The following is a 12,743-nucleotide window of genomic DNA, read 5'->3' as shown; positions in this document are numbered from 1 at the left end:
ACACGCATTTTTTATACATCGTGTATAAGAGTGTTCAAAAGGAGGTCATGAGTCTATGGCGATTCTCGTCAAAGATGCACTCTCGCTCGATATCATGAAGGAAACAAAGCTGCTTGCTGGGGAAAATGGACTGGACCGCCTCATTCAGTGGGTGACCATCGTGGAAATTATCGAAGATACTTCAAGGCTTTCAGAAGGGGAACTGCTCGTCACAACCGGCTTTGGGCTTGCAGACAACCAGGAAAGGCGCACCCGGCTTGAGGAGCTGATTCAATCTCAACGTCTATCGGCCATTGCGATTTATAAAGGCGTATACTTAACGGAAATTCCGGCATCACTGATCGAAGCTGCCAAAAACAGCGGCATTCCACTCATCGAGATTCCTTCACATGTCAACTTCTCAGACATCACAAAAGCCGTCCTAGAGCAAATCGTCAGCAGCCAGCTCCATCAGCTTAAATATTCTTCAGCCATTCACCAAAGACTAACCCATTTAAATGTCAGCAATAAAAATGTCACACAAATTACAGATGAGCTGGCACACCTCACTTCGGCGAACATCGTTGTGCTAGATGTTTTTTTACATCAAACCGCAGCTCATCTCATAAAAGATGAAGTGACGTACTCTCCTGCTGTTGGCTTTTTGACAGATCATGAACCAATCGAAACGACACCTCTTCTCAAGCAGGCTGAGGAGAAAGGAAGGCTCGTTTATGACACGTTCGGTGCGTTTGTCCTTGCTGCATGTCCGGTGATTGCGATGGGTGATATTTTCGGGTTTATTGTGTCTTTGAAGAAAAAGGAAGCATGGCATCATCTCGATGCGATTGCCATCGAGCATGCCGGGGCGGTGTATGCGATTGAATGGCTGAAGCAAAAAGCCATTCAAGATACAGAAAACCAAATGCAAGGTCATTTGTTAGATGATATTTTGCAGCAGCAATACACAGAAGAAAGCTATGTGGTCGAACAGGCAACAAAGCTGCAATACGATATGAGCGATGAGCAGGTGGTCATCTACTTTCAATTTCAGCATCAGCACACACAGCTCGATCACCAAATGATGCAGCGTCTATCTCAATTACTCACGTCGATATTTGAACGCAGACATATTCCTTTTTTACTAAAGACAAGGCTCGATTCTATTTTTGTTCTTACACCAGCAGAAAAAAAAGCGTTTCAAGAAGCAGAGTGGTATCGTGCAGCAGAAGAGTGCCGGAGCACTTGGTCTTATTTTTTTCCCGTCCATCCGATTGTGATTGGCATTGGGAGAGCCTATGACCAGATCGGTCTCTTTTCAAAAAGCGCGAAGGAAGCGCAGTATGCAGCAAGGCTTCTTCCGCTTTTAAAGACAGAAGAATGCATCATTCATTATCAAAAGCTCGGCTTATACGGGATGCTGCTTGAAATGAATGAAGCGGGTATGAATTTGCATGACTTTTACGTGGAGCTGTTGAGTCCCTTGCTTTATACGAAAAAACAGGGGGCTGACCTGATCCATACACTCGAAGTGTATTTGGCACACAATGAAAATATTCAAAAATCTGCGGGAGAATTGTTTATTCACAGGCATACATTAAGCTACCGGCTGAAACAAATTGAAACGAGAACAGGCTGCAGCCTCAAATCCACAGATGATCGGATGAAGCTGCAGCTCAGTATCATGGCGTACCGCCTATCTGGTCTGCTTGATCAGATGAGAACCATTTCATGATTCATTTGGCGTTTTCACCCATAGATTCATATCTTCAATTTTGTCAAAAATATAGCAGTTGTTTTGGAAACGCCCGGTATACGTATAGCCGAGCTGATAAAACACTTGGTTCATTCCATAGGACAGTGCACGTGCGAGAGAATAAAAGACATAGATGTGCATGGATTGAAGTTCTTTTTCGAGTGCTAGAATCAAATGATGCATGAATCCTAGTTTTCTGTATGATGGAAGGGTCGCACAATCTGTTAATTCCGCATGACCATACGGCTCATTGATTTCAGCGGATGCTGCACTCACAATGTGACCGTCATGTTCAACGGCATAAAAGACGGTCCCTTCCTTCATCACCTTTTGGATGTAATCTGGCTCATTCATTGGCGTAGGATACGTTTCAAAAACGGTATCATAGAGCTTTGCCAGCTTGTGAATATCCTGCGTATCCGCTTTCCTCATCACATACTCATCCTGCCACGTGCCTTGGTCTTTTTTGAGAGGCTTTTCCTGAATAGACGCAACAATTTCATCTTCCTTCAGCCAATACGGGCTGTTCATCCGATCCTCCGTCAGAAAGAGCGACATGCCGTACGCATCACTTCCAAGAAAATAATGAGAAAACACGCCTTCAAGCCGAAAGCCTTTTTCTAAAAAAAGAGGCATATGCTCACGCCTGACTTTCACAATGACCTTAGAAGCCTTGGAGTCTGCAGCTTCCTGAAGAACCGACTGAATCACATCCCGCACCCTGCCGCTGTAGTCATCCAAACGGATTCGCTCATTAAATGAATCAATACAGATCGAGGCAGAAAAACGCTCGTTCGCAAGTTCCTTCAATTGCACCATATACTCATCCTCTCTTATAATCAGCTAATAAAAAAATCCAAATGGAAAATGAAACAATGACGATACCAGAAAAAATCGACATGATCATATACCGAATGGCTGAGCCTTTTTTGGCTTTGTTTTGCTTTCTCGCTTCATACATGATGAGATTTGAGAACAGTACAAATAAAATAAGTAACACGATTGCAAATAGAATGATTCCTTGAATGACCATGCTGCCTCCTCATAAACTCGTCATCCCATACTACTTCTTCATATTCCGCCGGCATCCCTTCTCATGAACAAAAAACACCTTTCCATCTCGTCAGATAGAAAGGTGTTTTGATTAAACGTTTTTCCCCGCAGCTTTCAGCGCACGGGCACCGATGTCACGGCGATAAAATAGACCTGGCTGTATGATTTCTTCAACCGCTTCATACACTCTTGATCTTGCCGCTTCAAATGTGTCGTCAAATGCGGTTACATTTGCTACACGGCCGCCATTTGTGACGAATTGATCGTTTTCTTTTTTTGTTCCTGCGTGGAAGGTCACAACATCAGACACAGTCGTTTGCAAGGCACCGATCGGTGTGCCTTTTGCATAGTCTTCTGGGTATCCTTCTGATGCAAGAACCACACTGACAGCCGCAGTGTCTTTCCACTGTAAGTCCACATCTTTTCCATCAAGAATATCGAGGAATACTTGGACTAGATCTGATTCAAGACGAGGGAGAACCACCTGCGTCTCAGGGTCGCCAAAGCGTGCATTGAATTCAATCACCTTTGAGCCTTCTGGTGTCAGCATTAAGCCTGCATATAAAATGCCTGTAAATGGACGCCCTTCCTGCACCATCGCGTGAGCTGCCGGTTTGACGACATCTTCCACAGCTTTCTGAACGACTTCATCTGAAATTTGCGGAACTGGTGAATAAGCGCCCATCCCGCCGGTGTTCGGCCCTTTGTCATCTTCAAAGGCCCGTTTGTGATCCTGCGCAATCACCATCGGATACACCTTTTCTCCGTTGACAAAGGCCATGAGTGAAAATTCCTCGCCTGTTAAAAATTCTTCGATGACAACAGATGCACTTGCATCGCCAAACTTTTCATCCTCTAAGAAATCATGCAGACAATCGACCGCCTCTTCAAGCGTCATGGCCACTGTCACGCCTTTTCCTGCGGCAAGCCCGTCTGCTTTAATGACAATCGGCGCACCCTTTTCTTCCACATATGCTTTTGCTTCTTCAAACGATGTAAAGGCAGCGTAAGCGGCTGTTGGGATATCGTAGTTCTTCATTAAGTCTTTTGCAAATTCCTTTGAGCCTTCAATGACCGCAGCTTTTGCATTCGGTCCAAATACTTTTAGACCTGCTTCTTCAAATGCATCAACGACACCTGCGATTAAAGGGACCTCTGGACCGACAATGGTTAAGCCGATTTCGTTTTCTTTTGCAAAACGAATTAATGACTCATGATCGCCTTCGTCGATTGGTACAAGCTTCGTAGCATCTGTCATTCCATCATTGCCGGGTGCGACAAATACTTGGCTGACAAGTTCACTTTGATTCACTTTCCATGCGATGGTATGCTCTCTTCCGCCTCTGCCGATAATTAATACGTTCACACTGTCATCCCCTTAATGTTTGAAATGTCTAACGCCAGTGAAGACCATGGCGATGCCGTATTCATCTGCTTTTTGAATCGATTCTTCATCACGAATAGATCCGCCTGGCTGAATGATCGCTGTGACGCCTGCCTTTGCAGCAGCTTCCACTGTATCGCCCATTGGGAAGAACGCATCAGAGCCTAGTGCGCTTCCTTTTGCCTTTTCACCAGCTTGCTCAATTGCAATGTTAGCTGAGCCCACGCGGTTCATTTGACCAGCACCGATTCCTGCTGTCATTTGATCTTTCGCAAGGACAATGGCATTTGATTTCACATGCTTGACTACTTTCCAAGCAAGCTTTAAGTCTTTCCATTCGTCTTCTGTTGGTTCTCTTTTCGTTGGAATAGAAATCGTTGCTTCCTCTAAGCCGTACGTGTCAATATCCTGAACAAGCAGTCCGCCATGGACACTTGTCAGCTGTTTTTCTTTTTTCCCAAGATCCGCTTCTACATCTAATGTTAATAGACGAAGATTCTTTTTCGCTGTTAACACGTCAAGTGCTTCTTGGCTGAACGATGGGGCGATGACAATTTCTAAGAAAATCGTATGCAGCACCTCAGCCGTTTGTTTGTCTACTTCACGGTTAAGTGCCACAATGCCGCCAAAAATAGACGTCTCATCTGCTTTAAATGCTCGGTCAAATGCTTCTGCAATCGTTTCTCCTGTACCAACGCCGCATGGGTTCATATGCTTCACAGCGACAGCTGCTGGCTCCGTGAATTCACGTACAATTTGAAGAGCGGCATCTGCATCTTTGATATTGTTGTAGGAAAGTTCTTTTCCATGTAATTGCTTTGCAGTAGCCAAAGAACCTTTGGCTGGAAGAGCATTTTCATAGAAAGTCGCCGCTTGGTGCGGGTTTTCTCCATAACGAAGGGATTGTTTTTTCTCAAACGTGACAGTGAACTGTTCTGGCTCTGTTTCGCCCACAAAGTTTGTTAAGTAATCCGCAATCAGAGCATCGTATGCAGCCGTATGACGGAATACCTTTGCAGCGAGCTCACGTTTTTTCTCGAGTGACACGCCGCCTTCTTTGATTTGCTGGATGACTGTATCATAGTCACGAGGATCGACAATCACTGTGACGTCTTGGTGGTTTTTTGATGCCGCACGAAGCATTCCCGGTCCGCCAATATCAATGTTTTCAATCGCTTCTTCATACGTCACATCGTCTTTTGAGATCGTCTCTTTGAAAGGATAGAGATTCACGACAACAAGATCAATCGGCTGAATGCCATGCTTCTCAATCTGTGCCATATGCTCATCGTTTTCTCTCACTGCTAAAAGTCCGCCATGAATGTTCGGGTGAAGTGTTTTGAGTCGTCCGTCCATGATTTCAGGGAATCCAGTGACTTCTGAAATTCCAATGACATCAATGCCGTTCTCTTGAAGAAGCTTATGTGTACCTCCAGTTGAAATCACTTCAACGCCAAGTTCTGTTAATTCTTTCACAAAAGGTACAAGATTCGTTTTATCGGAAACACTGATTAATGCGCGTTTGATCGTCATGCCTTCGTCACCTCATTAAGATAATTCTAAAAGTGATTTGATCACTTTTGGATATAGTGTGTGTTCTAGTTCATGCATTCTTTTTTCAATCGATTCAAGCTCTTCCCCTTGTTCGATATAAATCGCGGCTTGGTCAATAATCGGGCCGGTATCCATACCTTCGTCGACGAAATGGACGGTGATGCCTGCCACTTTGACGCCTGCTTGATAGGCTTGTCCAATGGCATCCAGCCCTGGGAAGGCTGGCAGCAAGGACGGGTGAATATTGACAATTTTCCCTCTGAATGCTTCAAGTAATGTCGGACCAATCAGTCTCATATACCCAGCAAGGAAAATCCATTCCACTTCATGCAGCCTAAGCTGTTCAATGATCGTTTGTTCAAAAGCGGCTTTATTCGGAAAAGCCTTAGGGGTAAAGGCAAAGGAGGGAATGCCCTCTTTCTCGGCACGCTCCAGCACCTTTGCACCCGGTTTATCACAAATCACAATGGCGGCCTTTGCCTGCCACTGTTCTTTTTTTAATGTATCTATAATGGCTTGAAAATTCGTCCCGCTTCCAGAGGCGAAGATCGCAAACTTCTTCATGAGAGGCTTCCACCGCCGAATGTGACACCTTCTCCTTTTTGAACACGGCCGATGAGAAATGCTTTCTCTCCGTCTTCTTCAAGTCCTCTGATCACTTCGACAAGGTCATCTTCTTTTACCGCTAAGACAAAACCAATGCCCATATTAAACACGTTGAACATTTCTTCTGCCTTTAACTGTCCTTTTTCTTGAATAAAGGAGAAAATTGGCGGTACTGGCCATGAGCCGTTATCAATCTCAACGCCAAGCCCTTCAGGCAGCATACGCGGTAAATTTTCAATAAAGCCGCCGCCTGTCACATGTGCCATGCCGTCAATCTTGCCGGCTTTCACTTGTTTGAGAACAGGCTTCACATAAATTTTGGTCGGTTCAAGAAGCTCTTCTCCAAGCGGTCTTGTAAAAGGTTCATACGTTTGATGCAGATCCAGACCAGCGTCTTCCAGCAATACTTTACGAACGAGAGAGTACCCATTGCTATGAATTCCGCTTGAGCTGAGTCCAATAAGCAAGTGCCCCTCTTTGATGCTCTCTCCTGTCACGATTTCATCCTTTTCAACGACGCCTACTGAAAAACCAGCAATATCATATTCATCTTCTGTGTAAAGACCTGGCATTTCTGCAGTTTCTCCGCCGACAAGCGCTGAACCAGACTGCTCACAGCCGTCAGCCACACCTTTGACGATTGATTCAATTTTTATCGGATCTGCTTTACCAACTGCTAAGTAATCTAAGAAAAAGAGCGGCTCTGCCCCTTGTGCCAGCACATCGTTCACACACATTGCCACGGCATCAACACCGATCGTATCGTGTTGATCCATTAAAAAGGCAAGCTTTAATTTTGTTCCGACACCATCTGTTCCTGAGACAAGAACGGGCTTTTTGTATGGCAGCTCAGATAAATCAAACATACCGCCAAATCCGCCTAGAGCACCCATGACACCTGCTCTTTTTGTACGTTCCACGTGTGTTTTCATTCGTTTGACGGCTTCGTATCCTGCTTCGATGTCGACACCGGCGTTTTTATATGCTTCTGACATCCCATTCACTCCTTTTAGCTGCTTCTCTTCCATTTATTTTCAGCAGAATGAAAGAGCAGCATATCAAATCATCTTGACTGCTGCTCCTTTATTCGATTATTTCGTCAGTGCTGTTTCCTTCACATGCGGAAGAACAGTATCTTCATAAATTTCAGTCGGATATTTCCCAGTAAAGCATGCTAAACATTGACCGCGCTGCGGATCATCATACTTCCTGCCAATCCCGTCCATTAAACCGTCTACGGATAAAAATGCAATGGAGTCTGCACCGATTTCCTGTCTAATTTCTTCCACTGAATGAGAAGAAGCAATCAGCTCTTCATGTGTGGACGTATCAATTCCATAAAAACATGGATGTGCGATGGGCGGTGAACTAATGCGGACGTGGACTTCCGTCGCACCCGCTTCTCTTAGCATCGTCACAATGCGGCGGCTCGTAGTTCCGCGGACGATGGAATCATCCACCATCACGACACGTTTTCCTTCGACGACCCCGCGCACAGCAGACAGCTTCATGCGCACGCCCTGCTCACGCAATGCTTGAGACGGCTGAATAAAGGTCCGTCCGACATAACGGTTTTTAATTAAACCGAGCTCATATGGAATACCTGTTGCTTCGGCATATCCAATTGCTGCAGAAATACTCGAATCTGGTACACCTGTCACAACATCTGCTTCGACATGCGCTTCCTCGGCAAGCTTTTTGCCAAGGTTCTTTCTCGCACTATGCACGTTGATGCCATTGATATTGCTGTCAGGTCTTGAGAAATAAATGTATTCCATGCTGCACATGCTGCGGTTAATGTTCATGGAGAAGCGTTCAGATTTGAGGCCTTCATCATTAATGATCAGCATTTCTCCAGGCTCAACATCTCGTAAATACGTGGCACCGACAACATCAAATGCACATGTTTCAGAAGCAACAACATACGCGTCCCCAAGCATACCAAGTGAAAGCGGACGTAAGCCGTTCGGATCAAGAGCCACAATCATTTCTGTTTCCGTCATAATTAAGAAAGCATATGCGCCTTTAAGCATGGACAGGGCATTTTTGATCTGCTCTTTCAATTCAACATAGCCGCTGCGCTTAATTAAATGAGCAAGCACTTCAGTGTCAGAAGATGTTTGGAATATACTCCCCTGGTTCTCTAGCTGCTGCTTTAATTGCGTTGCATTCACTAAGTTCCCATTATGAGCAAGGGCAAGACTGCCGTTGTTTTGCGAGCGGAAGAAGAGGGGCTGCACATTTTCAAAGCCGCCTCCGCCTGCTGTCGCATACCGAACGTGTCCGATCGCACCTTTTCCTTTCAAATCCTTTAGCTCACCGTTTTGAAAGACTTCCGTAATCAGTCCAAGGCCTTTATGTGCCGTCAGGTTTTCACCATCTGTTGCAATGATTCCCGCACCCTCTTGTCCTCGGTGCTGAAGACTATGCAATCCGTAATATGTGATTTGCGGGGCTTCTTCGTGTCCCCAAACCCCAAAGACGCCACACTCTTCGTTTAAGCCTCTGATTTCAGCAAGCATGGGATCGCTCCTTTCCATGCGCGTTCAAGCTCGTTGACCGCTGCATGAATCCATTGTTGTCCTTCTTGATTTTTGACAGTGAATACCCCATCATTTGTGACCGTTCCAACTTCTTTCGCATCTTTGACAGCCGCAGCAAATGCTTCGCGGTCCTCTGGTTTCACTGTGACGACAAAACGTGACTGTGTTTCACTGAATAATGAAGCTTCACTGTTTAAATCAATTTGGATATGAGCGCCAAGACCGTCTGTTCCAAATGTACTTTCAGCAAGTGCTACACCAAGACCGCCTTCAGACACATCGTGAGCTGATTGAACAAGTCCGTTTTGAATCGCAGCAAGAAGGGCTTCCTGACGCGTGAGCTCTACATCCAAATCAATTTCTGGTGCTTTTCCGTAAATACGGCCTTCTGTCATCTTTTGAAGCTCACTGCCTGCGAATTCTTCCTTCGTCTCACCAATGACGAAAATCACATCGCCAGCCTGCTGGAACGACTGCGTCGTAATATGAGCTGTATCTTCCACCAAACCAACCATCCCAATAACTGGTGTTGGATAAATCGCTGTTCCATTTGATTCGTTATATAAAGAGACGTTACCACCGATAACCGGTGTGCTTAGCTTGCGGCATGCTTCGCTAATACCGTCAGCAGATTTTTCAATTTGCCAGAAAATTTCTGGTTTTTCTGGGTTACCGAAGTTCAAGTTATCTGTTACTGCAAGCGGACGAGCGCCTGAGCACACAATGTTACGTGCTGCTTCTGCGACTGCGATTTTCCCGCCGACCTCTGGATCAAGGTAGAGATAACGTGCGTTACAATCAGTTGTCATCGCAAGGGCTTTTTTCGTTCCACGGATTCTTAAAACGCCCGCATCAGAGCCTGGTGCAACGACTGTATTTGTCCGAACCATGTAGTCATATTGGTCATAAACCCATTCTTTACTTGCAATTGTCGGCTGCTGAAGGAGCTGCTTTAACGTGTCGGCTGCATCTGTGATAGCAGGTGCTTCAACTTTTGTTTCTAAAAACTCACGATAGTATGCAGGCTCACTTGACGGTTTGTGATAAACCGGCGCTTCTTCTGCAAGCGCGTCAACAGGAAGCTCACATACCACTTCATCTTGATGAAGTAAACGAAGCATTTTATCGTCTGTCACATGACCGACTGATACCGCTTCAAGATCGTATTTTTCAAAAATATCAATGATTTCTTGTTCACGGCCTTTTTCAATGACCAGAAGCATTCTCTCTTGAGATTCAGACAGCATCATTTCGTATGCTGACATGCCTGTTTCACGCTGAGGGATAAGATCTAGATTCATCTCGATACCAGAACCTGCTTTACTCGCCATTTCCGCACTTGAGCTTGTCAAGCCAGCCGCTCCCATATCCTGAATTCCAACGAGTGCATCGTTTTTGATGACTTCAAGGCACGCTTCAAGCAGCAGTTTTTCCATGAACGGATCACCGACTTGAACTGCTGAGCGTTTTTCTTCTGATTCATCAGAAAATTCCTCAGATGCAAATGTTGCACCGTGAATTCCGTCACGTCCCGTTTTAGCACCAACGTACATGACCGTGTTGCCGACACCTTTGGCCTGCCCTTTTTTGATGTCTTCATGGTTGATTAATCCAACACACATTGCATTTACGAGCGGGTTGCCTTCATAGCTTTGATCGAAATGAACCTCTCCGCCGACTGTTGGAATTCCGATACAGTTTCCATAGCCTGCGATCCCTGCCACTACTTCTTCAAACAAGTACTTCACGCGCGGTGAAGTCAGTTCACCAAAACGAAGAGAGTTTAATACAGCAATTGGACGCGCACCCATGGAGAATACATCACGGATAATTCCGCCGACACCTGTCGCCGCTCCTTGATACGGTTCAATCGCAGATGGATGGTTATGTGATTCGATTTTAAATACAACCGCTTGGTTGTCTCCAATATCAACGATTCCAGCGCCTTCCCCAGGACCTTGAAGGACGTGCTCTCCTTTTGTCGGGAATTTGCTTAAAACAGGCTTTGAGTTTTTATAACTGCAATGCTCTGACCACATGACAGAAAAAATGCCCGTTTCTGTGTAGTTTGGCAGCCTGCCAATAATGGATTCGATTAAAGCGAATTCTTCATCACTCAATCCCATTTGCTGATACAATTTCTCTTCTTTAATTTGCTTGTGACTTGGTTCAAGCAGTAGTGACATGAGTGTCCCTCCAATTTTTCACGATAGATTGAAACAATTTAAGTCCGTCTGCGCTGCCTAGTAATGAATCAACCGCGCGCTCAGGGTGCGGCATCATGCCGAGTACATTGCCCTCTTCATTCGTTACACCTGCAATACGATTCACACTGCCGTTAATATCGTCTCCGTAAGTGAAAGCGATTTGGCCGCGTTCAATGAGCTTCGCTAAAGTGTCTTCATCACAGTAGAAGTTGCCTTCACCGTGCGCTACAGGAATCGTAATGGATTCGCCTTTTTGATAACCGCTTGTAAATTGCGTTTCGTTGTTTTCTACAATGAGTTCAACTGGACGACAGATAAACTTCAAATCTTTATTTCGTCTCATCGCACCCGGAAGAATGCCAAGCTCCTGAAGAATTTGGAACCCGTTACAAACACCAAGAACAGGTTTTCCTTCCTCAGCTGCTTTTTTCACCGCCGGCATGATGTTTGAGAAGCGGGCGATCGCACCACATCTTAAGTAATCCCCATAAGAGAAACCGCCTGGTACGAGTACACCGTCAAATCCGTCAAGACTCGTTTCGTCGTGCCATACATATTCAACTTGTTCACCTAACTCATCTTGAATCGCATGGTACATGTCGATATCACAGTTAGAGCCAGGCAAGACGATCACTGCAAACTTCACTGTGCGACAACCTCCTCCACCTCATAGCGGTAATCTTCAATCACCGTGTTGGCAAGTAATTTTTCGCACATTTCTTTGACGACTGTGTCTAAATCACGATCTGATTTTTCAATGACAAGCTCCATGTATTTTCCGATACGGACATCCTTTACTTCCTGATAAGACATGCTGTGCAAAGCGTGCTGCACGGCACTTCCTTGTGGATCAAGAACGCTCTCTTTTAAGCTGACAAAAATTTTCACTTTATACATGTTTATGGCCTCCAAGTCTTTTGAAAATTTCTTCGTATGCATTCGTTAAGCCGCCCAGGTTTCGTCTGAACACGTCTTTATCAAGCTTTTCGTTTGTATCTTTGTCCCAAAGCCTGCACGTATCAGGTGAAATCTCATCAGCTAGCAAAATACGATTCTCGTGATCTATTCCGAATTCAAGCTTGAAATCAATTAAATTCACATGACATTCTGAGAAGATTTGCTTTAATACTTCATTCACTTGTCTTGTGATCTGTTTCATTTCCTCGACCTGCTCAGGTGTCGCTGCATGTAAGATGCGAATATGATCTTCTGTAATGAGCGGATCGCCGAGTGCATCATCTTTGTAGTAGAACTCAATCAAAGGTGTGTCCAGTTTCGTTCCCTCTGGAATGCCAAGGCGTTTTGACATACTGCCTGCCACCACATTTCGTACAACCACTTCAAGCGGAACAATCTGTACCTTTTGAATGAGCTGCTCTGTTTCAGAAAGGCGTTTCACAAAGTGATTGTTGATTCCTTTCTCATGCAGCATTTGAAAGATTAAGCTCGAAATTTCGTTGTTCAGTCTGCCTTTGCCTTCGATTTCGGCTTTCTTTTCGCCGTTAAATGCTGTAGCTGAGTCTTTATATTCGACATATAAAATATGCTCGTCATCGGTCTGATAGATTTTTTTCGCTTTGCCTTCGTAGAGAAGTTCTTGTTTCACAGTCATTCAGGTTGGCCTCCTAATTTGAATGTTGGCAATTTTCAGGATTGGGCGC

The 12,743-nt window shown here is 45.0% G+C and carries 12 protein-coding genes; 1 reads left to right on the top strand and 11 read right to left on the bottom strand.

Going from position 1 to position 12,743, the window contains the following annotated elements:
• The first annotated feature begins 55 nt into the window (after window positions 1-55).
• A complete protein-coding gene (locus tag MHB67_RS03190) occupies window positions 56-1,714 on the top strand; it encodes a PucR family transcriptional regulator ligand-binding domain-containing protein (protein WP_342492779.1) in 1,659 nt (552 codons plus the stop codon).
• Here the strand turns inward: MHB67_RS03190 and ablB are convergent.
• The 11 genes from ablB to purC all read right to left on the bottom strand — a co-directional run bounded on the left by ablB (window position 1,709) and on the right by purC (window position 12,694).
• The gene (ablB, locus tag MHB67_RS03185; RefSeq protein ID WP_342492778.1) at window positions 1,709-2,554 is read right to left on the bottom strand and encodes a putative beta-lysine N-acetyltransferase; all 846 of its coding nucleotides are present in this window, start codon (window positions 2,552-2,554) and stop codon (window positions 1,709-1,711) included. The genes MHB67_RS03190 and ablB overlap by 6 nt on opposite strands.
• A 4-nt stretch (window positions 2,555-2,558) precedes the next feature.
• Entirely contained in the window at window positions 2,559-2,768 is a 210-nt protein-coding gene (locus tag MHB67_RS03180; protein ID WP_133744815.1) for a hypothetical protein, read from the bottom strand.
• A 111-nt stretch (window positions 2,769-2,879) separates the two neighbouring features.
• Window positions 2,880-4,154: a phosphoribosylamine--glycine ligase gene (gene purD / locus MHB67_RS03175; protein ID WP_342492777.1), complete on the bottom strand. Its 1,275-nt coding sequence runs from the start codon at window positions 4,152-4,154 to the stop codon at window positions 2,880-2,882.
• A 12-nt stretch (window positions 4,155-4,166) separates the two neighbouring features.
• Entirely contained in the window at window positions 4,167-5,705 is a 1,539-nt protein-coding gene (purH, locus tag MHB67_RS03170) for a bifunctional phosphoribosylaminoimidazolecarboxamide formyltransferase/IMP cyclohydrolase (protein ID WP_025092624.1), read from the bottom strand.
• 15 nt (window positions 5,706-5,720) lie between these two features.
• On the bottom strand, window positions 5,721-6,290 hold the full coding sequence (gene purN, locus MHB67_RS03165) for a phosphoribosylglycinamide formyltransferase (protein WP_342492776.1): 570 nt from the start codon (window positions 6,288-6,290) through the stop codon (window positions 5,721-5,723).
• Complete coding sequence (purM, locus tag MHB67_RS03160) at window positions 6,287-7,327, bottom strand: phosphoribosylformylglycinamidine cyclo-ligase (RefSeq protein ID WP_024424511.1); 1,041 nt, start codon at window positions 7,325-7,327, stop codon at window positions 6,287-6,289. Before purM ends, purN begins: the two co-directional genes overlap by 4 nt.
• 96 nt (window positions 7,328-7,423) lie before the next feature.
• Window positions 7,424-8,854, bottom strand: coding sequence for an amidophosphoribosyltransferase (gene purF, locus MHB67_RS03155; RefSeq protein WP_024424615.1), 1,431 nt, complete (start codon window positions 8,852-8,854; stop codon window positions 7,424-7,426).
• Window positions 8,830-11,061 (bottom strand): phosphoribosylformylglycinamidine synthase subunit PurL, encoded by a 2,232-nt coding sequence (purL, locus tag MHB67_RS03150; protein ID WP_257802963.1) that lies wholly within the window; start codon window positions 11,059-11,061, stop codon window positions 8,830-8,832. The genes purF and purL overlap by 25 nt, the downstream gene beginning before the upstream one ends.
• On the bottom strand, window positions 11,045-11,728 hold the full coding sequence (gene purQ, locus MHB67_RS03145; protein ID WP_024424510.1) for a phosphoribosylformylglycinamidine synthase subunit PurQ: 684 nt from the start codon (window positions 11,726-11,728) through the stop codon (window positions 11,045-11,047). Before purQ ends, purL begins: the two co-directional genes overlap by 17 nt.
• A complete protein-coding gene (purS, locus tag MHB67_RS03140; RefSeq protein ID WP_003214349.1) occupies window positions 11,725-11,979 on the bottom strand; it encodes a phosphoribosylformylglycinamidine synthase subunit PurS in 255 nt (84 codons plus the stop codon). The genes purQ and purS overlap by 4 nt, the downstream gene beginning before the upstream one ends.
• Entirely contained in the window at window positions 11,972-12,694 is a 723-nt protein-coding gene (gene purC / locus MHB67_RS03135; RefSeq protein WP_073204110.1) for a phosphoribosylaminoimidazolesuccinocarboxamide synthase, read from the bottom strand. The genes purS and purC overlap by 8 nt, the downstream gene beginning before the upstream one ends.
• Window positions 12,695-12,743: the final 49 nt, after the last annotated feature.

The sequence above is a fragment of the Bacillus sp. FSL H8-0516 genome (assembly GCF_038635285.1).
Taxonomy (GTDB): Bacteria; Bacillota; Bacilli; order Bacillales; family Bacillaceae; genus Bacillus; species Bacillus safensis.
Note: the sequence above shows the minus strand (reverse complement) of the source record. Positions and strands in the feature narration are given on the sequence as shown.